24 protein-coding genes are annotated in these 20,795 nt (G+C 69.2%); 9 read left to right on the forward strand and 15 right to left on the reverse strand.

The features are described from left to right. Window positions 1-2: 2 nt before the first annotated feature. The gene (locus V5F59_RS19725; RefSeq protein ID WP_393976836.1) at window positions 3-1,004 is read left to right on the forward strand and encodes a 2-hydroxyacid dehydrogenase; all 1,002 of its coding nucleotides are present in this window, start codon (window positions 3-5) and stop codon (window positions 1,002-1,004) included. A gap of 212 nt (window positions 1,005-1,216) precedes the next feature. On the opposite strand, the gene V5F59_RS19730 is transcribed toward V5F59_RS19725, so the two are convergent. The 5 genes from V5F59_RS19730 to V5F59_RS19750 are packed head-to-tail and all read right to left on the reverse strand — an operon-like array spanning window position 1,217 to window position 4,579. Then, window positions 1,217-2,167: a glycosyltransferase domain-containing protein gene (locus V5F59_RS19730; RefSeq protein WP_393976838.1), complete on the reverse strand. Its 951-nt coding sequence runs from the start codon at window positions 2,165-2,167 to the stop codon at window positions 1,217-1,219. Further along, entirely contained in the window at window positions 2,164-2,985 is an 822-nt protein-coding gene (locus tag V5F59_RS19735; protein WP_393976840.1) for a HesA/MoeB/ThiF family protein, read from the reverse strand. The genes V5F59_RS19730 and V5F59_RS19735 overlap by 4 nt, the downstream gene beginning before the upstream one ends. A 57-nt stretch (window positions 2,986-3,042) precedes the next feature. Then, window positions 3,043-3,648, reverse strand: a complete 606-nt coding sequence (locus V5F59_RS19740; RefSeq protein ID WP_393976842.1) for a DsbE family thiol:disulfide interchange protein — start codon at window positions 3,646-3,648, stop codon at window positions 3,043-3,045. After that, complete coding sequence (gene ccmD, locus V5F59_RS19745; protein WP_393976844.1) at window positions 3,645-3,827, reverse strand: heme exporter protein CcmD; 183 nt, start codon at window positions 3,825-3,827, stop codon at window positions 3,645-3,647. The genes V5F59_RS19740 and ccmD overlap by 4 nt, the downstream gene beginning before the upstream one ends. A 20-nt stretch (window positions 3,828-3,847) precedes the next feature. Further along, window positions 3,848-4,579, reverse strand: coding sequence for a heme ABC transporter permease (locus V5F59_RS19750; RefSeq protein ID WP_393976846.1), 732 nt, complete (start codon window positions 4,577-4,579; stop codon window positions 3,848-3,850). Window positions 4,580-4,774: 195 nt separating this feature from the next. Between V5F59_RS19750 and V5F59_RS19755 the strand changes: the two genes are divergently transcribed. Next, window positions 4,775-5,170, forward strand: a complete 396-nt coding sequence (locus tag V5F59_RS19755) for a hypothetical protein (RefSeq protein WP_393976848.1) — start codon at window positions 4,775-4,777, stop codon at window positions 5,168-5,170. Window positions 5,171-5,290: 120 nt separating this feature from the next. Here the strand turns inward: V5F59_RS19755 and V5F59_RS19760 are convergent, their stop codons facing one another. Then, window positions 5,291-6,496, reverse strand: coding sequence for an NAD-dependent formate dehydrogenase (locus V5F59_RS19760; RefSeq protein WP_393976850.1), 1,206 nt, complete (start codon window positions 6,494-6,496; stop codon window positions 5,291-5,293). A 255-nt stretch (window positions 6,497-6,751) separates the two neighbouring features. Next, the gene (locus tag V5F59_RS19765) at window positions 6,752-7,678 is read right to left on the reverse strand and encodes a LysR family transcriptional regulator (protein ID WP_393976852.1); all 927 of its coding nucleotides are present in this window, start codon (window positions 7,676-7,678) and stop codon (window positions 6,752-6,754) included. 181 nt (window positions 7,679-7,859) lie between these two features. Between V5F59_RS19765 and V5F59_RS19770 the strand changes: the two genes are divergently transcribed. Further along, on the forward strand, window positions 7,860-8,216 hold the full coding sequence (locus V5F59_RS19770) for a winged helix-turn-helix domain-containing protein (protein ID WP_393976854.1): 357 nt from the start codon (window positions 7,860-7,862) through the stop codon (window positions 8,214-8,216). On the opposite strand, the gene ccmB is transcribed toward V5F59_RS19770, so the two are convergent. Next, complete coding sequence (ccmB, locus tag V5F59_RS19775; RefSeq protein WP_393976856.1) at window positions 8,217-8,888, reverse strand: heme exporter protein CcmB; 672 nt, start codon at window positions 8,886-8,888, stop codon at window positions 8,217-8,219. It abuts the gene before it with no gap. Further along, window positions 8,885-9,496 carry a heme ABC exporter ATP-binding protein CcmA gene (gene ccmA, locus V5F59_RS19780; protein ID WP_393976858.1) on the reverse strand — a complete coding sequence of 204 codons (612 nt, stop codon included), beginning with the start codon at window positions 9,494-9,496 and terminating at the stop codon, window positions 8,885-8,887. The genes ccmB and ccmA overlap by 4 nt, the downstream gene beginning before the upstream one ends. A 204-nt stretch (window positions 9,497-9,700) precedes the next feature. Here ccmA and acnA point away from each other — a divergent pair, with 204 nt between their 5' ends. From acnA to V5F59_RS19795, 3 genes are all read left to right on the forward strand, one after another. Then, complete coding sequence (acnA, locus tag V5F59_RS19785; protein WP_393976860.1) at window positions 9,701-12,397, forward strand: aconitate hydratase AcnA; 2,697 nt, start codon at window positions 9,701-9,703, stop codon at window positions 12,395-12,397. A gap of 212 nt (window positions 12,398-12,609) precedes the next feature. Then, window positions 12,610-13,374: a DUF1223 domain-containing protein gene (locus V5F59_RS19790; protein ID WP_393976862.1), complete on the forward strand. Its 765-nt coding sequence runs from the start codon at window positions 12,610-12,612 to the stop codon at window positions 13,372-13,374. A gap of 418 nt (window positions 13,375-13,792) precedes the next feature. Beyond that, window positions 13,793-14,164, forward strand: coding sequence for a DUF2794 domain-containing protein (locus V5F59_RS19795; RefSeq protein WP_393976864.1), 372 nt, complete (start codon window positions 13,793-13,795; stop codon window positions 14,162-14,164). A gap of 232 nt (window positions 14,165-14,396) precedes the next feature. Here the strand turns inward: V5F59_RS19795 and irrA are convergent, their stop codons facing one another. Further along, complete coding sequence (gene irrA, locus V5F59_RS19800) at window positions 14,397-14,876, reverse strand: iron response transcriptional regulator IrrA (RefSeq protein WP_393977084.1); 480 nt, start codon at window positions 14,874-14,876, stop codon at window positions 14,397-14,399. Window positions 14,877-15,221: 345 nt separating this feature from the next. Here irrA and V5F59_RS19805 point away from each other — a divergent pair, with 345 nt between their 5' ends. Continuing rightward, window positions 15,222-15,710, forward strand: coding sequence for a disulfide bond formation protein B (locus V5F59_RS19805; RefSeq protein WP_393976866.1), 489 nt, complete (start codon window positions 15,222-15,224; stop codon window positions 15,708-15,710). 6 nt (window positions 15,711-15,716) lie between these two features. Here V5F59_RS19805 and V5F59_RS19810 read toward each other — a convergent pair whose 3' ends face one another. The 3 genes from V5F59_RS19810 to V5F59_RS19820 form a co-directional block, all read right to left on the reverse strand. Further along, the gene (locus V5F59_RS19810) at window positions 15,717-16,274 is read right to left on the reverse strand and encodes an HNH endonuclease (RefSeq protein ID WP_393976868.1); all 558 of its coding nucleotides are present in this window, start codon (window positions 16,272-16,274) and stop codon (window positions 15,717-15,719) included. 138 nt (window positions 16,275-16,412) lie between these two features. Continuing rightward, window positions 16,413-17,120 carry an alpha/beta hydrolase gene (locus V5F59_RS19815; RefSeq protein WP_393976870.1) on the reverse strand — a complete coding sequence of 236 codons (708 nt, stop codon included), beginning with the start codon at window positions 17,118-17,120 and terminating at the stop codon, window positions 16,413-16,415. Window positions 17,121-17,183: 63 nt separating this feature from the next. Then, window positions 17,184-17,834: a DNA-3-methyladenine glycosylase family protein gene (locus V5F59_RS19820; RefSeq protein ID WP_393976872.1), complete on the reverse strand. Its 651-nt coding sequence runs from the start codon at window positions 17,832-17,834 to the stop codon at window positions 17,184-17,186. A gap of 129 nt (window positions 17,835-17,963) precedes the next feature. Between V5F59_RS19820 and gluQRS the strand changes: the two genes are divergently transcribed. Beyond that, the gene (gene gluQRS, locus V5F59_RS19825) at window positions 17,964-18,896 is read left to right on the forward strand and encodes a tRNA glutamyl-Q(34) synthetase GluQRS (RefSeq protein ID WP_393976874.1); all 933 of its coding nucleotides are present in this window, start codon (window positions 17,964-17,966) and stop codon (window positions 18,894-18,896) included. Here the strand turns inward: gluQRS and V5F59_RS19830 are convergent. Together V5F59_RS19830 and V5F59_RS19835 are read right to left on the reverse strand one after the other, a co-directional pair. After that, window positions 18,875-19,816 (reverse strand): AEC family transporter, encoded by a 942-nt coding sequence (locus tag V5F59_RS19830; RefSeq protein ID WP_393976876.1) that lies wholly within the window; start codon window positions 19,814-19,816, stop codon window positions 18,875-18,877. The genes gluQRS and V5F59_RS19830 overlap by 22 nt on opposite strands. A 10-nt stretch (window positions 19,817-19,826) precedes the next feature. Then, complete coding sequence (locus tag V5F59_RS19835; RefSeq protein WP_393976878.1) at window positions 19,827-20,141, reverse strand: hypothetical protein; 315 nt, start codon at window positions 20,139-20,141, stop codon at window positions 19,827-19,829. A 382-nt stretch (window positions 20,142-20,523) separates the two neighbouring features. On the opposite strand from V5F59_RS19835, the gene V5F59_RS19840 reads away from it, so the two are divergent. After that, complete coding sequence (locus V5F59_RS19840) at window positions 20,524-20,724, forward strand: hypothetical protein (protein ID WP_393976880.1); 201 nt, start codon at window positions 20,524-20,526, stop codon at window positions 20,722-20,724. Window positions 20,725-20,795: the final 71 nt, after the last annotated feature.

The following is a 20,795-nucleotide window of genomic DNA, read 5'->3' on the forward strand; positions in this document are numbered from 1 at the left end:
CGATGGTGCGTCGCAAACCCCTCGTCGTCGTCACCCGCAAGCTGCCCGACTCCGTCGAGACGCGCATGCGTGAACTCTTCGACGCGAAGCTGAACGTCGACGACGTGCCCATGGACCAGGCCGCCCTCGTCGAGGCGGTGAAGACCGCGGACGTGCTCGTCCCCACCGTCACCGACCGCATCGATTCGGCCGTGCTGTCCCAGGCCGGCGAGAACCTGCGGCTGATCGCCTCCTTCTCCAACGGCGTTGACCACATCGACGTCTCGAGCGCGCTGAACCGCGGCATCACCGTCACCAACACCCCCGGAGTCCTCACCGAGGACACGGCGGACATGACCATGGCCCTCATCCTCGCCGTGCCGCGCCGCCTCGCCGAGGGCGCGCAGGTGATGATCTCCGACAAGGAGGAGTGGCCCGGCTGGTCGCCCACGTGGATGCTCGGCCGGCGCATCTGGGGCAAGCGCCTCGGCATCATCGGCATGGGCCGCATCGGCCAGGCGGTGGCGCGCCGGGCCAAGGCTTTCGGCCTTCAGATCCATTACCACAACCGCCGCCGCCTGCCCTCCGGCATCGAGGAGATGCTGGATGCCACCTATTGGGACAGCCTCGACCAGATGCTGGCGCGCATGGACATCGTGTCGGTGAACTGCCCGCACACGCCCGCCACCTACCACCTGCTCTCGGCCCGGCGCCTGAAGCTGCTGAAGTCCGACGCCTATGTGGTGAACACGGCCCGCGGCGAGGTGATCGACGAGAACGCCCTGACCCGCCAGCTGGAAGCCGGCGAGATCGCCGGCGCCGGCCTCGACGTGTTCGAGCACGAACCGGCGGTGAACCCGAAGCTCGTGCGCCTCGCCCGGCAGGGCAAGGTGGTGCTGCTGCCGCATCTCGGCTCCGCCACCCTGGAAGGGCGCGTGGACATGGGCGAGAAGGTCATCGTCAACATCAAGACCTTCATGGACGGCCATCGTCCGCCGGACCGCGTGCTGCCGGCGATGCTCTGAGAGCCGCCGCGGGCAAAGGGAAGGCCGGCACGGATTGAGCCGGCCCGAAGGAATCCGCCAGCAAGCTCCCGGGACGCGAGCGCACCATCCCCCAGCCCGCGAACCGGACGGGCGGATGCGCCACCCTCGCGGCTAAATGGATCGCGCTCCAAGCTTAAGAAAGAGACCGCGTTAGCCGCTCTGACTGCGATGCGATCAGAGCGGCGCGCGCCCTAGCGCCCCGGCTGGCGTTTCCTCAGGAGCCTGCCGAAGGCCCGCCCGAAGACACCGCGCAGCGGCCCCCGCGAGGTCTTGCCGAGCCTCGCGTTCAGCTCCTCATTGCGCGCGGCGAACTGAGCCAGGGCGGCTTCCACGTCGGCGGTGCGCGAGAGCGCGCCGGCGAGGCGGGCTTCCAGCTCCGCCTTCTCGTGCAGCCAGCGGCGCCCCAGAATCTCCGGCGGCAGCTGGGACAGCTCGGCGGAGAACGGAAAGGCGGAACGGTCCCGCTTCTGGATGACCGGCCAGCGATGGCACCAGGATTCCCGGTTGTCCATCGCGAGGCGCTCCACCTCCAGCCCCGCGAGGTGGTAGGCCAGCGGGCCCGACACCTGGTCCCGCCGGGAATAGCGCATCACATGGGTGAGCCACAGCCGCATGGCCGCGACGACCTTCGGATCGTGGTGCCGGCGGATCATCAGGCCCGACCAGAATGGCACCTCGTCGAGCACCTGCGGATGGAACAGGCGGTAGTGGTTCAGCTGTTCCAGGATGCGGCCGGCGTCATCGTAGCCGAGGCGCAGGATCTCGAGGAACTCGTCGGCGATGCTGGCCCGGAAGCTGTGGCCAGGAATGGCGGCCAGCGTCCGCGGCGTGAGATAGCAGGCGAGGATCTCCTCCGGCGGCGCCAGGAGGCTGATGGAATTGTCGATGTAGAGCGAGACGTCGTAGTCCGGCAGCAGTTCCTGCGGGCTGAGCTTGACCACGCGCTGGCTGCGCACCGGATCCGAAGGCAGCACGGGTGTGACGCGGACAATGCGCCAGGTGTCGCTCGCCAGGTCCGGATCATCCGTGAAGCAGATGAAGTCCATGGCGGACGATGCCGCGACCGGCTGCTCGTTGAGCGCCTCGTAGCCGCCCATCAGGCAGGTATAGACGCACGCCCTCCGCGCGGTGGCGGCGCTCACGCCGCCGCCTCGCCGCGGCGATGGGCGGACAGGTCGGTGATGCGCGGGCCCTCCCCCGTCAGCGGGTTCTCCGGGTCCCAGCCGTAGCTCAGCGTCTCGAAGCGCATGGAGCGGGCGTCGATCATCAAAAGGCGCCCGACCAGCCCCTCACCGAAGCCGACCACGGCCCGGATCGCCTCCAGCGCCGCCAGTGAGCCGGCGATCCCCGCGAGCGCGCCCAGCACCCCGGCTTCCGCGCAGGCGGGAACCGTGCCGGGGGGCGGCGGCTCGGGGAAGAGGCAGCGGTAGGTGGGGTTGGGCGTGCCGTCCGGCCCGCGCTCATGAGCCCGCAAGGTGGTGACCGTGGCATCGAAGGCGCCGAGCGCCGCCGTCACCAGCGGCTTGCCGGCCAGCACGCAGGCATCGGAGACCAGGTAGCGCGTGGAGAAATTGTCCGAGCCGTCCACCACCACGTCCGCCCCGGCGATGAGCTCCAGGGCGTTGTCAGCGCCGAGCCGCACATTGTGGGTCACGAGCTCCACATGGGGGTTGAGGGCGGCGATGGTGTCGCGCGCGCTCTCGGTCTTGGGCCGGCCCACGTCCTGGGTGCGATGGATGACCTGCCGCTGCAGGTTGGACAGGGACACCAGGTCGTCCTCCACGAGGACCAGCCGCCCCACCCCCGCCGCGGCGAGATAGAGCAGCACCGGCGCGCCGAGGCCTCCGGCGCCCACCACCAGCACCGTCGCCGCCTTCAGCTTCTGCTGGCCGGGGCCGCCCACGTCGTGCAGCACGATGTGGCGGGCGTAGCGTTCGATTTCTTCCGCGGAGAAGGCCATGGGTGAATCCATAATGCCGCGCGGGCCCGGCGTCACCTCCGCAGCGGACATAGCCGCTCAGTTGGCCGAGAGGCGCGCGATCAGCGGCAGCAGGGTGTTCGCCACCGTCTCGGGCGTCAGCGGCCCGACGAACTTGTGGGCGATGGTGCCGTCCTTCGCCAGCACAAAGGTCTCGGGCACGCCATAGACCCCCCAATCGATGGCGGCGCGGCCCTTCGGATCCACGCCCACCGCTTGGTAGGGCAGGCCATACTGGCCGAGGAAGCGGCGGGCGTTCTCCGGCGCGTCCTTATAGTTGATGCCGACGAGGTTGAAGCGGCCGTCCTTGGCGAGCTGCATCAGCACGGGATGCTCCTCCCGGCAGGGCGCGCACCAGGACGCCCAGACATTCACCAGCGTCGGCTTGCCTGTGAGGGCGGCGATGTCGATGCCCGGCAGGTCCGCCCCTCCGGGCGCCTTCAGGCCCGCGAGCGGCGGCAGGGGGATGGTCGGCGCTGGCTTGCCCACGAGGGCGGAGGGGATGCGGGAGGGATCGCCCCCGGTCTCCAGCCGGGAGAAGAAGAGCGCCGCGAGGCCGAGGAACAGCACCAGCGGCAGGGCCACCAGCCACAGGCGGCGGCGGGGCGCGGGGGCTTCGGGCGGAGAGGCGGGCGCGGCGCTCATGCTTCGTCCTTTGCCACGGACGTCCCCGCCGGACGCGACCTGCGGCCGATGCCGCGGGCCTCCAGCTCCGCCAGCGCGCGGCGCTGGCTCGCATAATCGATGAGGAACCAGGCGGCGAGGCCGCCGAGGCCGAGGACGGTGACGCCGTAGGAAGCGGCGATGAAGAAGGTGTGGCTCATGGGGCTCCGCAACCGCGCCGTCAGGCCATCGCCTCGGCCGCGGCGCGGGCCTCCAGCGCGGCGACGCGCCGGCGCAGGATTTCGGTTCGCATGCCCAGCATGTGCAGGGCAAGGAACAGAAGCGTGAAGCCGACGGCGCAGGCAAGGAGCGGCCAGAGCAAGGTGGCGTCGATGGTGGAGCCGCCCATGCGGAACACCGACGCGGGCTGGTGCAGCGTGTTCCACCAGTCCACCGAGAACTTCACGATGGGCACGTTGATGAAGCCCACCAGCGTCAGCACCGCGGCCGCGCGGCCGGCGCGGTTGGGATCGTCGATGGCGGCGCGCAGCGCCATGAGGCCGAGATAGAGCAGCAGCAGCACCAGCATGGAGGTGAGACGCGCATCCCACACCCAGTAGGTGCCCCACATGGGCCGCCCCCACAGCGAGCCGGTGATCAGGCACAGCGCGGTGAACATGGCGCCCACCGGGGCCGCGGCCTTGTGCGCCACGTCGGCGAGCGGATGGCGCCAGACCAGGATGCCGATAGAGGAGGCGGCCATCATGGAATAGCCGAACAGCCCGAGCCACGCGAACGGCACATGGATGTACATGATGCGCACCGTCTCGCCCTGCTGGTAGTCGGGCGGGGCGCGGAAAGCGAGGACGAAGCCGACGGCGAGCGTCGCCACCGCCGCCGCCGTGAGCCAGGGCAGCACGCGGGCGGAGAGGCTGAGGAAGCGGACCGGGTTCGCAAGGTCGAGCAGCGCCATGGTGCGGTTCTAGTGCGCGATCCCACCGGATGGAAGCCCCGCTCCATTCCCCCGCATGCGCTGGGAATCTGTGTCGCAGGCCGTTCACGGCGGCGCGGCTGGAGGTCGCCGGAGAAGGATCCGCGCCGGGCGCTTGACTTGCGCTATATCTGATTGAATATAGGAGCGCGCTGGGCAACATCGGAATTCACGGCGATGGAGCGGGAAGACATCATCGGGCAGGAGCTTCTGTCCTTCGACGTGGCGGTGGACGGCAGCCGGATCCGCATGAGCTTCAGCAGGCCCGACGGCAGCCTCACCGCGCTCAATTTACCCTCCGATTGCCTGCAGGCCATGGTGATGACCCTGCCCAAGATGATGGCGGAGGTGCTGCGGGCCCGTCACAAGGACGACAGCCTGCGCCTCGTCTATCCCGCCCACATGGTGCGGATCGAGCAGGCCTCCGATCCCTCCACCCTCATTCTCACGCTGGCAACGCCGGATGGCTTCGAGGTGTCCTTCGCCTTGGGCGGGCGGCACCTGAAGACGCTGGCGGCGGCCCATGCCTCCCTCGAGCGGCGGCCGGAGGGCGCGGCCGTCGCCTTCAACTGAGTCCCGTTTCGCAACCGATCCACGTTTCCAGGCTCTCGTGTGGCATATCTCGAACCGGCGGCACCGGGAGCCGAAAGGCCCCCGGTGCCATTTTCATTTTCGCTCCCGGCGCGATGCGTCTCAGCCCGCCTTCCTGAACTTCGCGGCCTCCTCCGAGCCGCCGGTGGCATTGCCCTTTGAGTAGGAATGCGCGCCGACACCGGCGAGATTGCCGCCCTGCACGATGAGGTATTCGTCGCGGATCGGCCGGCCCTCGAAGAAGCACTCCAGGATCTCGCGGGTCCCCGCCGCATAGCGGGTCTGGGCGGTCAGCGAGGTGCCGGAGATGTGCGGGGTCATGCCGTTCCACGCCATGGTGCGCCAGGGGTGGTCGGCGGGCGCCGGCTGCGGGAACCACACATCGCCGGCATAACCGGCGAGATGGCCGTTCGCGAGCGCCCGGGCGACCGCGTCGCGGTCGCACAGCTTGCCGCGGGCGGTGTTGACGATGTAGGCGCCGCGCTTGAACAGCTTCAACGTCTCGTCGTTGATCATGTGCTCGGTTTCGGGGTGCAGCGGGCAGTTCAGGGTCACCACGTCGCAATGCGGATACATCTCCTCGCGGGTGGCGTGCCAGGTGAGGTTCAGTTCCTTCTCGACCGCTTCCGGCAGGCGGTGGCGGTCCGTGTAGTGCAGCTTCACGTCGAAAGGCTTCAGGCGGCGCAGCACCGCAAGGCCGATGCGGCCGGCCGCGACCGTGCCGACGCTCATGGCCTCCAGATCGTAGGAATGCGCCACGCAGTCGGCGATGTTCCAGCCACCCTTGCGGGCCCAGTCATGGGAGGGAAGATAGTTGCGCACGAGGCCGAGGATCATCATCACCACATGCTCGGCGACGCTGATGGAGTTGCAGTAGGTGACCTCGGCGACCGTGATGTCGCGGTCGATGGCCGATTGCAGGTCCACATGGTCGGAGCCGATGCCCGCGGTGAGGGCGAGCTTCAGCTTCTTCGCCTTGGCGATCCGCTCCGGGGTGAGATAGGCCGGCCAGAACGGCTGGGAGATCACCACGTCGGCGTCCACCAGCTCCTTCTCGAACACCGAGTCCGGGCCGTCCTTGTCGGAGGTCACCACCAGCGTGTGGCCGTTCGCCTCCAGATACCGGCGCAGGCCCAGCTCGCCGGAAACCGAGCCGAGCAGCGTGCCGGGGGTGAAGTCGATGCCCTTCGGCGTGGGCAGGGTCTGGCCGCCGGGATAATGGTCGATCTTCGGCAGGTCGTCGCGGGCATAGCTCTTGGGATAGCCATCGATCGGATCGTCGTAGAGAACGCAGAGCACCTTGGCCATGTTTTCCTCCTTGGATTGCCGGATGCGCAGAAGGGAGGCCGCACGGGGCCGTCGTGCCGCGTGCACGCGTCCGCTTTGTCAGCCCTGGCTTGCGGCTTCGCGCTGTTTGGGGCTTTGGCGGCCGGCCTGAAGCCGCCCGACGTGCGCATCCGTCTTGAACCGGCGGCTCGTTTGCGCCGGTGGGAGGAGTTAAGGGCCGCGGGCGCGGCCGGTCCAATCGTTTGGCTTCAAGAATCTATAGCCGGCACCGATCGCTCAGGCGCAGGCGCCCAGCAGCATCGGCGCCGCCTCCTGCGGGCGGCGCACCGCCACGCGCGTCACATGGCGCAGGAAGGCCACGGCGAGGGGCGAGGCAGGGTCCCGGTCCGAGGTCGCCAGCCCCACGGACTGGCTGTGCTCCGGCCCCACCAGCGGAATGGCGTGGAGCGGGCCGGGCACGTTGAAGGTGGCGAGATAGCTGTCGGGCACGATGCCCGCCCACGCCCCTGAGCGCACCAGCGACCAGACCCCGAGGAAGGAATTCGCCTCCATCCGCGGATTGGAGGACACGCCGGCCGCCGCCAGGATGCGATCGACGATGCGGCGGTTCTGCATCTCCGCCGTCAGCAGGCACAACGGATGCTCGGCCGCGTCCGCCCAGCTGATGGCTTCCACATCCGCAAACTCCGGCGCGGCGGTGACGAAGACATAGCGCTCCTCATAGAGCGGCACCCGGCGCACGCGGCTCAGGGGCTCGCTGTCGAAATAGGTGACGCCGGCGTCGATCTCCAACTCGTCGAGCCCGCGCTGGATGGCGGTGGACGGCAGGGAGAGCAGCTGCACCCGCACATGCGGATAATGCGTGCAGAAGCCGTTCACCAGCGCCGGCATGGCCGGGATGGCCGCGGGAATGACGCCGAGGCGCAGGGTCCCCGACAGCCCATCCGAGGCATCGGACAATTCCTGCCGCAGGCCCTTGTAGTCCGCCACCATGCGCTGTGCCCAGGCGAGCACCCGCTCCCCCTCGAGGGTGAGGCCGAGGAAGCGATGGGAGCGAATCACCAGCGGCAGGCCCAGCTCCTCCTCCAGCCGCCGGATACCGGCCGACAGGGTGGGCTGCGACACCCGGCACGCCTCCGCCGCCCGCCCGAAATGCCCCTCGCGCGAAACCGCGACCAGATATTGCAGCTGGCGCATGAACATGTGCGTGGCCCCTTGTCCGTTCTCTGCCGGTCGCTTCCCGTCCGCACGGCATGTTATATAGCTACGGGAATAACGACAAGACGCCGGACCATTTGCTAGGCTGTTCCAGTTCAAGGGGCGCGCCGGGCCCGCCTTATCGGCTGGCCCGGTCCCGGACACCTTCGCAGCACGAGTCCTCCCGATGGCGTCGCTGAGCGTGAGAATAGACCTCGGTTCCGGCAACCGGATCGGACCCGGCAAGATCGAGCTTCTGGAGAAGATCGATGCCTCCGGCTCCATCTCGGCGGCAGGTCGCGCCATGAACATGTCCTACCGCCGCGCCTGGGAGCTGGTGGAGGAGATGAACGCCCTTTTCACCGCTCCCCTTGTCTCGCCACGCACCGGCGGACGGCAGGGCGGGGGCACGGAGCTGACGGCGCTCGGCCGGTCCGTGGTGGCCAATTACCGGACGGTGGAGCAGGCGGCCCGCGACGCCGCACGGGCCCAGATCTCCGAGCTGGAGGCGGAGCTGGCGCCTCTTCCCTCCGCCGCGGAATAATCAGCTGCGAGCGGCCCGCAGGGCTGCCGCGGCCGCCACCGGGCCCAGCACCAGCGCGAACAGGGTGAGCCCCACCAGCACGCGGAACGGGGTGCCGAACGGCACCGGCCCCGTCACCGCAGCCTGCGTCGCCGACACGGCGAAGATCAGCACGGGAATGGCGAGGGGAATCACCAGCACCGCGATCAGCAGCCCGCCCCGGCGGAAGGCCCCGGCGAAGGCCGCCCCCACGAGGCCGAGGAAGGTGACGGCGGGCGTGCCCACCAGCAGCGTGAGCACCACGGCGCCGATGGCGGCGGGCTCCAGGTTCAGCATCAGCGCCAGCACCGGCGCCGCCACCACCAACGGCAGGCCGGTGGCCAGCCAGTGGGCAAGCCCCTTGGCCGCAGCCACCAGCTCCAGCGGCAGCGCGGAGAGGGTGAGCGCATCCAGCGAGCCGTCCTCCGCATCGGCGGCGAACAGGCGTTCGAGCCCGATGAGGCTGGCGAGCAGCGCGCCGATCCACAGGATGGCGGGTCCGATGCGGGCGAGCAGCACCAGGTCCGGCCCCACCGCGAACGGCATCACCGTGACCACCGACAGGAAGAAGACGACGCCCAGCCCCGCCCCTCCCCCGGAGCCGAGGGAAAGGGCCATGTCGCGCCGGACGATGGCGAGAAAGGTGGCGATCATGCGCGGCCTCCCAGCCGGAGCTCGTCGGTCTCGCCAAGGTCGAGGGGCGCGTGGGTGGCGGCGATGAGGAGGCCGCCGGCGGCAAGGTGCGCCCGGCCGAAGGCGGCAAAGCGCGCCTGCGCCTTCACGTCGAGGGCGGTGGTGGGCTCGTCCAGCACCCACACCGGGCGGCGGGAGACCAGGAGGCGGGCGATGGCGAGCCGGCGCTTCTGCCCGGCGGAGAGCACCTGCGCCCTGAGCCGGCCGAGGCCGCCGAGGCCCACCTCCTCCAGCGCCTCCCCGACGGAAAGACCGGTCGGCCCCAACACCGTGCGCCAGAAGGCGAGGTTGGCGTTGACGGTCAGCGCGCCCTTCACCGCATCCTCATGGCCGAGATAGTGGATGTGCTCGCCGATGGGCGTGTCGCCGCCGCCGTCGATGCGCACCTTCCCTTCCGTCGCCCCCAGCAGTCCGGAGAGGATGCGCAGCAGGGACGACTTGCCCGCCCCGTTCGGCCCCACCACCAGAAGGGCCCGGCCGGGGCGCGCCGCCACGTCGAGCCCCTCGAACAGGAGCTTGAATCCCCGGCGGCAGGCCAGCTGCTCCCCCACCAGACCCGACACCGCCATGGGTCCCTGTCCCCTGCTTTTGGTGCATTGCACATCGCGTGCGGTTATCGCATGACCGCGCTTTGAAATGGCTCTATAAAGCCGCTGAACCGCGCCGTCCAAGGTGGCGAAGTGCTGGTGCGAAGCCACGTCGCACCACGACACACGCTCCGCCATCGCGGATGGTGCTGCCTCGGTCGATCATCGAACCGGAGTTATTGCGCCGTGACTTCTCTGGACAGCTTCAAATGCCGCACCACGCTCGAGGTGGACGACAAGGAATACGTCTACTACAACCTTGAGCTGGCGGAGAAAAACGGCCTTCCCGGCGTGTCGGCCCTGCCCTTCTCCATGAAGGTCCTGCTGGAGAACCTGCTCCGCTTCGAGGACGGCCGCTCCGTCACCAAGGACGACATCGTCTCCATCGCGGACTGGCTCAACAACCGCGGCAAGGCCGAGCGCGAGATCGCCTACCGCCCCGCCCGCGTGCTGATGCAGGACTTCACCGGCGTTCCCGCCGTGGTGGACCTTGCCGCCATGCGCGACGCCATGGTGGCGCTGGGCGGCGACCCGGCGCGCATCAACCCGCTGGTCCCCGTGGACCTGGTCATCGACCACTCGGTGATCGTGAACTATTTCGGCTCCGACAGCGCTCTGAAGAAGAACGTCGAGGAGGAATACAAGCAGAACCAGGAGCGCTACCGCTTCCTGAAGTGGGGCCAGAACGCGTTCGACAATTTCCGCGTCGTGCCCCCCGGCACCGGCATCTGCCACCAGGTGAATGTGGAATACCTGGCCCAGACCGTGTGGACCCGCAAGGAAGAGCTGGACGGCAAGACGGTCACCGTCGCCTATCCGGACACCTTGGTGGGCACCGATTCCCACACCACCATGGTCAACGGCCTGGGCGTGCTCGGCTGGGGCGTGGGCGGCATCGAGGCCGAGGCGGCCATGCTCGGCCAGCCCATCTCCATGCTCATTCCCGAGGTCATCGGCTTCAAGCTCTCCGGCAAGCTGCGCGAGGGCATCACCGCCACCGACCTCGTGCTCACCGTCACCCAGATGCTCCGCAAGAAGGGCGTGGTGGGCAAGTTCGTCGAGTTCTTCGGCCCGGGCCTCGAGCACCTCTCCCTCGCCGACCGCGCCACCATCGCCAACATGGCGCCCGAGTACGGCGCGACCTGCGGCTTCTTCCCCGTCGACCGCGAGACCATCGACTATCTGGAAGAGACCGGCCGCAAGGACAGCCGCGTGGAGCTGGTGGAAAAGTATTCCAAGGCCCAGGGCATGTGGCGCAAGAAGGACACGCCCGATCCGGTTTTCACCGACACGCTGGAGCTTGACCTCGACACCGTGCTGCCGTCGCTGGCCGGCCCCAAGCGCCCGCAGGACCGCGTGCTGCTCTCCGAGGCCAAGGCCGGCTTCGTCTCCGCCCTCGAAGGCGAGTTCAAGAAGCCCGGCGAGGCCGCCAAGCGCGCCCCCGTCGCCGGCACCGACTATTCGGTGGGCCATGGCGATGTGGTGATCGCCGCCATCACCTCCTGCACCAACACCTCCAACCCGTCCGTGCTCATCGCCGCCGGCCTCGTCGCCCGCAACGCGGTGAAGAAGGGCCTGAAGACCAAGCCGTGGGTGAAGACCTCGCTGGCGCCGGGCTCGCAGGTGGTGGCCGAGTATCTCGAGAAGAGCGGCCTGCAGGACGACCTGGACAAGCTGGGCTTCAACCTCGTCGGCTTCGGCTGCACCACCTGCATCGGCAACTCCGGCCCGCTGCCGGAACCGGTGTCCGCCGCCATCAACGAGGGCGACCTCGTGGCCGCCGCGGTGCTCTCCGGCAACCGCAACTTCGAGGGCCGCGTGAACCCCGACGTGAAGGCGAACTACCTCGCCTCCCCGCCGCTGGTGGTGGCCTACGCGCTGGCCGGCTCGCTGCAGGTGGACCTCACCACCGAGCCGCTCGGCACCGACAAGGACGGCGCGCCCGTCTACCTCAAGGACATCTGGCCCTCCAACAAGGAGATTGCCCAGTACATCCGCGAGAACGTCACCAAGAAGATGTTCAAGGAGAAGTACTCCGACGTCTTCAAGGGCGACGAGAACTGGCAGAAGATCGCCATCCCCACCGGCCAGACCTACGCCTGGCAGGATGCCTCGACCTATGTGCAGAATCCGCCCTACTTCGTCGGCATGAAGAAGGAGCCGGAGCCGGTCAAGGACATCATCGACGCCCGCATCATGGGCCTGTTCCTCGACTCCATCACCACCGACCACATCTCGCCGGCCGGCTCCATCAAGCAGGCGTCCCCGGCGGGCAAGTACCTGATCGAGCATCAGGTGCGCCCGGTGGACTTCAACCAGTACGGCACCCGCCGCGGCAACCATGAAGTGATGATGCGCGGCACCTTCGCCAACATCCGCATCAAGAACCAGATGGTGCCGGGCGTGGAAGGCGGCGTGACCATCCACTATCCGGATGGCGCGGAGCTGCCCATCTACGACGCGGCCATGAAGTACAGGGCCGAGGGCGTGCCGCTGGTGGTGTTCGCCGGCAAGGAGTACGGCACCGGCTCGTCCCGCGACTGGGCGGCCAAGGGCACCAAGCTGCTCGGCGTGCGCGCCGTGGTGGCCCAGTCCTTCGAGCGCATCCACCGCTCGAACCTGGTGGGCATGGGCATCGTGCCGCTGGTGTTCAAGGACGGCGAGAGCTGGCAGACCCTGGGCATCAAGGGCGACGAGATCGTCACCCTCAAGGGCATCGAGGGTGACCTCAAGCCCCGCCAGACGCTGACGGCTGAGGTCAAGTTCGCCGACGGCACCGTGAAGAACGTCGACCTCGTCTGCCGCATCGATACGCTGGACGAGCTCGACTACTTCCGCAACGGCGGCATCCTGCCCTACGTGCTGCGCTCGCTGGCCGCCTGAGGCAAGATCAGGACCTGAAGGGCGGCGCACGCCGCCGCCCTTCACCTTTGCGATGCCGGCCGGAGCCTTCCTCCGCGCCGGCATCCTTCGTTTTTGAACGCTCGTTACTTTATCGAAGAGAGTCCCGACACCCCATTGTGACTGGTCGCTGGCCGCCGGCTCGGTTATCTCGGGGACCTCCGTTCCATTGCAGACGAACCCGATTGCGCTCCATGCTGTTCCCCCGCACCGCCCTCGCGCTTGCTCTTGCCCTCGCCGCCGTTCCGGCCGCGGGGCAGAGCCAGCCCAAGGCGGCAGGGGAACCGAGGACGGTGGTGGAACTGTTCACCAGCCAGGGCTGCGCCTCCTGCCCGCCGGCCGACGCGCTGCTGGGGGAGCTGGCGAAGGAACCGCAGGTTCTCGCCCTCACCCTGGCGGTGGACTATTGGGACTATGTGGGCTGGAAGGACACCCTCGCCCTGCACGGCCATTCCCTCCGCCAGAAGGCCTATGCCGACCAGCGCCCGGACCGGAAGGTGTTCACCCCCCAGATGGTGGTGGACGGCACCCTCGTGGCCAAGGGCAGCGACCGCGCCGCCGTGCAGCGCGCCCTCCTCGCCGCCCGCAGCTCCGGGGGATTGGCGGTGCCCCTGGACGTCAAGCGCGACGGCGACACCCTTGAGGTGGCCCTGCCGGAAACCGATCTGCCCGGCGCTTCCTCCGGCCACGCTGGCGCGGAGCTGTGGGCCTGTCCCATCGCCCGCAGCCAGACCGTTGCCATTGGACGCGGTGAGAATGGCGGACGCAACGTCACCTATTCCAACGTGGTGCGCGGCTGGGTGCGGGTCGCTCCCTGGCAGGGCCGCGCGGCCCACTTCCGGGTGGCGCTGAAGGACCTCCACCGCGATGGCGCCGATTCCGTCGCGCTGCTGCTGCAGGAAGGCACCCCCACGGCGCCCGGCCGGATCCTCGGCGCCGCCGTGCTGTCCCTCGACTGACCCCTCCCTGCCGGAAGACGAAGGCCGGCGCGCAGTGCCGTTGCGCGGCGCTTGTGCGCAGCTTGGCCAAAAAAAAGCCACCGCGAAGGTGGCCACTTGGGGGTCTTAAGTCGATGCGTAGCAGTGGCCGGCTCGCGCGCACCCCGGGGGGCTGGGGGGCTGGGATAGACCGGAGCGCCTCGCGAACCGGCCCTGCTACGAGAGAGAAGATCACCCGGCGCCACGGCGGGCGGTTGGCCGAATTCCGGCGAGACTGTGATTCCATTGACGTTGGCGTGATAGGTATCTTGAAACCATTTTACCCCCTGTGGCAGCCGGCTACGGATTGGGCTTGAAAGCTTGCCCGCCCGCAGTGATCATGGAGCCCCGTGGAGCGCGCGGGTGCCGTCTGCGGCGCCTCTGACCACAAGGAGGCCCGATGGGAGACGTCGAACCCATAGTCCTGGCGCACCGCGCAGGAACGCCGGCCCAGCCCGCGGTGCCCGCCACTCCCCCGCTGAAAGTCACCTTTGACCGGCGAGAGCTCGACCGGATCCTTGATCTCTACGGCCGCATGGTGGCCCTCGGCGAATGGCGCGACTACGCCATCGACTTCCTGCGCGACAAGGCCGTGTTCGCCATCTTCCGCCGCGCCATGGACGTGCCGCTCTACCGGATCGAGAAGGACCCGCGCCTCGCCCGCCGGCAGGGCATGTACAGCGTGGTGTCGCAGACCGGCCATATCCTCAAGCGCGGCCATGAATTGCCCCGCGTGCTGGCGGTGCTGGAAAAGCCGTTGCGCAGCATCTGACGCCGCCGGGGGCGCCGCACTGGCCGCCTCCATCCTGAAGGCCCGTGCCGTTCGGGCCTCCGGCCGAGCGGCCGGCCGCCCCTGAAGGCGCCAGGTGCTCGCGCCGCCGGTGCCGTCTCCCTTCCGCTATCGCGCGAAAAGCCCCGCCAGAAACACATATGGCCGGGACATGCCCGGCCATCGCACCCTGCTCATCGCGCGCCCGCGAAACGCGGGCCTGGCGCGGTCCTTATCAACTGCGGGTCTTGCGACGCAGGCGCACCACCACGTCCACGCGCGCCACCTCGTAGCCTTCCGGCGGCTCGGGCAGGAGGCTCACCTCCACATCCTGGGCGGGGATGTCCACGAGGTCGTTCTGGCCTTCCAGGTAGAAATGGTGGTGGTCGGAGGCGTTGGTGTCAAAATAGGTCTTGGACCCGTCCACCGCCACCTCGCGCAGCAGGCTCACCTCGGTGAACTGGTGCAGGGTGTTGTAGACGGTGGCGAGGGACACCGGGAAACGCGCCTTGATGGCTTCCTCATGCAGGATTTCCGCGGTCACATGACGGTCGCCCTTGGCGAACAGCAGCCAGCCGAGGGCAAGGCGCTGGCGGGTCGGGCGCAGGCCCACTTCCTTCAGCATCTCGCGGACGTCATGGAAGGGGCAGCCGGTCCGGCGCGTGGTGTTGATGTCCCGAAGCTGGGCAACGGGCAGCACGGGACCATCGTGCATGTCGCTGCCCTGGTTGGCGGGCGCGACGAAGGGGAAGCGGGTGCGGGGCATCTCGTTCATTTCGTCGGCAATCTGTATCGCTATATCCAAAATATGCCGCCGACGAGGAAACGCAATGCGAATGCCTCCGAAGACGACTAGCAAGTTTATACCCCACATTGCAGTGCGGTGCCATACGGAGCGGGCTGAGTAAGAAGAGTTCCAAGGTGTCGGGGCACCGCCGCCCTTCGCTCACAGCTGCGTCAGGAGCCCGTCCCCGCGCCTGTTCGCCATGGACAAGGCCGTCTGCGCCGGTCTATCGCGGTGCAGCGCCGAACTGCGGCGCGCCTGTGGGAGAGGCCGCCCTTGCCCCTGCGTGATCAAGAAACCGCCGCCCTGATGCTGGTGGCCGGCGCCGCCATGACGCTCGCTGCGGCGTGGTACTTCCAGCTGGTGATCGGGCTCGCGCCCTGCCCGCTCTGCCTCGACCAGCGGATCGCCTATTACGCCGCCATTCCCTTGGGTCTGCTGACCTATTGGGCTGCCCGCGGCGAACGGCGGGGCGTTGCGCGGGCGCTGCTGGTGGTGCTCGGGCTGGCGATGGTCGGCAATTCGGCCCTGGCGGTCTATCACGCCGGCATCGAGTGGCATTTCTGGCCGGGCCCCACCACCTGCACCGGCACGCCCAACCTCGGCGGCGACATCCTCTCCGCCCTCAGGAAGACGGAAGTGCCCAGCTGCGACCAGGCGGCCTGGCGGCTGTTCGGCATCTCCATGGCCGGATGGAACGCGCTGATCGCCGCGGGACTCGCGCTGGTGGCGTTCGGAGGCGCGACAACCCGTCGCGATGCCTGACGGCGCTCAGGGATCGAGCTCGGTATCCCAGTAGAGATAATCCAGCCAGCTTTCGTGCAGATAGTTCGGTGGGAAGTGGCGGCCGTTCTGGTGCAGGTCGTGCACGGAGGGCTGGAAGGGCATCTGCGCCGGCCACATGCCCACGTCGCCCGGCATATGGCTCCCTTTGCGCAGGTTGCAGGGGGAGCAGGCGGCGACGACGTTTTCCCAGGTGGTCTGCCCGCCCCGGGAGCGCGGGATGAGATGATCGAAGGTGAGATCGTCGCGGGAGCCGCAATACTGGCAGGAGAAGCGGTCGCGCAGGAAGACGTTGAAGCGGGTGAAGGCCGGTTGTCGCGTGGGCTTCACGAAGGCGCGCAGTGAAACCACGCTGGGCAGCCTGATCTCGAACCCCGGACTTCGCACCGCCTTGTCGTAATATTCGACGATGTTCACCCGATCGAGGAAGACGGCCTTGATTGCATCCTGCCAGCTCCAGACCGACAGCGGGTAGTAGCTCAAGGGACGGTAGTCCGCGTTGAGCACGAGCGCTGGCCAGGCACCGGGTGACAAAGCAGTGGTCAAGGACCCAACTCCTCGTCTTGCGTACCGAATCGCGCCTGACGATCCCGGTACGGCGGCGATACTCTATATGCACCGTGTCATTCTTGTGAAGCCGCCGGCTAAATCACCCCCGACGACTGTTGGATATTGGGCGACTGCTCAAGCGCCGCCGCCACGGCGGAGCGCGTGGGCGAGGAAGGCGCCGCCATGGGCGAGGCCGGTTTCATCGATGCCGTGGCCGAGGCCGACGCTGCGGTGCCATTCCACCGGCACCCCCGCAGCCGCGAGCCCGTTGGCGGAGGCGAACAGGGCCGCCTCGGGAATCACCTCGTCCTCCGAGCCGTGGACCATGAGGATCGGCGGCCGGGCCGGCAGCTCCAGCCCTTCCGTCACACCGCCGGACACCTCCACCCACAGGCCGGAATAGGCCACCACCGCCGCCGGCGCCTCCTGCGCGGTGGTGGCGAGCTTCAGCGCCATCATCGCCCCCTGGCTGAAGCCCACGAGGGCGAGGCGCGAGGCCGGCAGATCGTATTTGGCCAGCTCCTCGGCGAGGAAGTCGCGCAGGAGAGGCGCGGCGTCCTCCGCTCCGCGGGTCAGCTCGTGGGGATCGCGGAAGGTGAGCGGGAACCATTGCCGCCCCACCGGCGCACCCTCGCAGGGGTCCGGCGCATGGGGGGAGACGAAGGCGGCGCCGGGCAGAAGCTCGGCCCAGGCGGTGCCGATGTCGATGAGGTCGCGCCCGTCCGCGCCATAGCCGTGCAGCAGAACCACGAGGCAATCCGGGTCGCCGCCGTGGCGCGGGCGCAGGCGCGGGCCATCCAGGATCGGCTCGTCGAGGGAAACTCCGTCGAGGGGAAAGCGCATGATGACCTCTTCGCGGCCGCTCCCGCCGCCAGGCCGCCGGCGCTCGGGGCGCGCGTCGCCCCCTCAGGCCGGCGCCCCCTGCCGGGCGCGCCGCGCGCCATAGTACGCCCACAACAGGTGGGCCGCCACGCCGCGCAGCGGCCGCCAATCCTCGGCGATGGCGAGGAGGCCCTGCGGCGTGCAGCGCCCCGGCAGCTCGAAGGCCTCGCCCATGGCCACCTGCAAGGCGAGGTCGCCCTGGGGAAAGGCATCCCCCCGCCCCAGGCAGAACAGCAGGTAGATGTCAGCGGTCCATAGCCCCACGCCGGGCAGGCGCGTCAGAATGTCGGCGGCCTCATCCGCCGGCAGGCGCGCCACGGCGTCGAGGTCCACCACCCCGTCCGCCAGCGCGCGGGCGATGCCGGTGAGGGTGCGGATCTTCGGCGCGGAAAGGCCCGCGCCCCGCAGTGCCTCGGGAGTCGCGGCGAGCAGGCGCTCCACGGTGGGCGCGCCGCCCAGCAACGCCTCCACCCGGCCATGGATGGCGCGGGCCGAGGCGACCGAAAGCTGCTGCGCCACCACCACCGCCGCCAGCCCGGCAAATCCCGGTGGGCGCCGCCGCAGCGCCGGCCGCCCCGCCACCTCCACCAGGGGCACGAGGCGCGGGTCCAGCGCCATCAGGGCATCCAGCGCCGTCTCGAAGACGCCCTGGTCACTGAGCTGCGGCTCCTGCATCTTCCTCTCCCTGCCATGCCCCATGCTGGGACCGGACCCGCCTCTGTTCAATAACTTACGGGGGGATTCCCCGATCGGATCGAGACAGTTCCTGTTCCATCCAGTCGGATCGCGCTCTAGCCTGCCGCGATGCTCGACGCCTCTCCCCCCGACGCGCGCCCCTTCATCTGCCGCTTCGCTCCGAGCCCCAACGGGCGGCTGCATCTCGGTCACGCCTTCTCGGCGCTGGTGAATGCGGATGCGGCGCGGCGCCTGTCCGGCACGTTCCTCTTGCGCATGGAGGACATCGACGCCACCCGATGTCGCCCGGACTATGAGCAGGCCATCCGCGACGACCTCGCCTGGCTCGGCGTGACGCCGGATGCGCCGCCGCGCCGGCAGTCGGAGCATTTTGCGGACTATGCCGCCGCCCTCGCCCGGCTGGAGGGGATGGGCCTCGTCTATCCCGCCTTCGAGAGCCGCTCCGACATCGCCCGCGCGGTGAGCGAGCAGGAAACGGCCACCAGCCGCCCCGCCCCCCGCGATCCGGACGGCGCGCCCCTCTACCCCTTCCCGCGCACGGCCATGGCCGATCGCGAGCGCCAGGCACGGCGGGCCGCCGGCGCGCCCTTCGTGCTGCGGCTGGACATGGCGGCGGCGCTGGCGGCCGCGGGCGGCCCGCTCTCCTGGCAGGAGGCGGAGGGCGCCCCGGAAGGTCCCCTGCGGACCGTGCCGGCCGACCCCGCCCAATGGGGCGACGTGGTGCTGGCCCGCAAGGACGTGCCCACCTCCTACCACCTCTCGGTGGTGGTGGACGACGCCATTCAGGGCATCACCCATGTGATCCGCGGCATGGACCTGTTCCATGCCACCTCGGTCCACATGCTGCTGCAGCGCCTGCTGGGCCTGCCGGCGCCGGTGTATCACCACCACCGCCTGATCCTGGACGCGAGCGGCCACAAGCTTTCCAAGAGCAATGCCGCCGTCAGCCTCGCCGCGCTGCGGGCGGCGGGCGCCACGCCGGAGGATATCCGCCGCCGGCTCGGGCTCGCGGAGCCGGCCTACCCCACTCCCAGCACGTAGAGCCAGAAGGCCACCGTCACCACCGCCAGCCCCGTGGACAGGGAGACCGCGCTGGTGGAGGTGCCCACCGCCACCCCGTAGCGCTGGGCGAGGAGATAGCCATTCACCCCGCTCGGCATGGCGGCGAACAGCACCGCCACCCCGGCCCACACCGGCGGCATGGTGAACAAGGCGGTGAGGCCCAGCACCGCCGCCGGATGCACCACCAGCTTGAGAAAGCAGATGACGGCCGAGGGGGCGAGGTCGCCACCCGCCATGCCGTAGCGCTTCAGCGACAGCCCGAGGGAGATGAGGGCGCAGGGGGTGGCGGCGGCCGACAGCAGGTCGATCATCTGCTTGGGCACGCCCACCGCCTGGATGCCCACCACCTTGGCCAGCGCCCCGGCATAGATGCCGAGCAGGATGGGATTGAGCGCCAGCGCCTTCACCAGCTTGATGACGGTGGCGCGGGAGAAGCCGGCGCTGCCTTCCAGCAGCACGGTGGCCGCCACCAGCATGACCGGCAGGTGGATGGCGATGAGCAGGAAGAGCGGCACCGCTCCCGCCTCGCCATAAGCCTTCAGGATCAGCGGGACGCCCACGAACACCGTGTTCGCCTGGCCGGCGGCGAAGCCGTGGATGACCGCCTCCTGCCGGCCGCGGCCGAACAGCTTCTGCGCGGCCAGCATGGCGAGGCCGAAGACGAAGAAGGCTCCGGTGAAATAGGCGATCCAGTAGCCCCAGGGCTGCGCCTCCGGCAGGCGCGATTCGCTCAGCGTCTTGAAGATGAGCACCGGCACCGACAGGCTGAACACGAATTCGGCGAGGCCGTCGGTGGCCCGCTCGCTCACGAGGCCCACGCGGGCGGACACGTAGCCCACCAGCACCATGCCGAAGACCGGCAGGACGATGACGGCGATCTCGGCGAGGATGTTCAGCATGGGGGCTCCGTCAGGCGGCCGCGCCGAGCCGGCCCGCCGCCCCGGGGGAGGAGGCGCGGGCAAGCTCCGCATCGCGGACGCAGACCATGGTGGCAAGGCGCATCTTCAGCCGGAGCGCGAGGTCCGGCGGCGCGGAGAATTCCACCTCCACGCTGAGTCCGCCAGCTGACGCAGCGCAATCCACCCGGTGGGGCAGCACGGCATGGATGACGAAGGGTTCGAGCAGGCGCAGCAGGGCATTGGGGTCGCCCTCGGCCTCCACAGCAAGGCGGTAGAGCTCGGCGCCGGCCGGGGCGCCGTCGTGGGACGGGTGAAGCGTGGACATGGGAAAACTTCCGGGGAAGGACGCGGGTTGAGGCGTCACAAGCGCAGCGGGCGGAGCCTCGAGGGCTCCACGGGTCGCGCCGCGGGAGGAATTCCGGAACGGCGCGTCAGAACACCCGGCCGACGGTGTCGACCGGGCGGGGAATTCGCCGTTGTGCCGCAAAAGCGGCAGGCGTCTGGTGTCCGCACGCGTTCATGGCGCAAAACCTAGAACGGGCACGGGGGCGCGTCAACGGCGGATAAATCGGTTTAGGGGCCGGGCAGCGCCGGTATCCGGGCGCCTTTGTCACGCTTCGGTGAGACGGCGGACGTTGGAAATCGGGGGGCGTCCGCGCTAGTCTGGGCGGCAGCCCCACCGGGACGCGTAATTTCTGGAGCAGACCATGGCGCAGACCCTCCACCGGCCGTTGAGCGAGGCCGCCCCGCGGCCCGCCGGAACGGGCCGGCCGTCGGAGCGGCTGATGATCCTCGCCGCGGTGGCGACCGTCGGCGCGTTGCTCGCCGCAGGCGTGCTCCTGTGGCTGCGCCATGGCGCCACCGTCTTCTTCGACATGCTGAACGCCGGCATCGCCTCCTGCCTGTGAGGTCCTAGCGACAAGACCGACGGCCGCCGCCCCGGCAGGCGGCCGGGAACGATGAGCAGCGCTCCGGCGCA

The organism is Xanthobacter nonsaccharivorans (assembly GCF_043194755.2).
Lineage (GTDB): Bacteria > Pseudomonadota > Alphaproteobacteria > Rhizobiales > Xanthobacteraceae > Xanthobacter > Xanthobacter autotrophicus_G.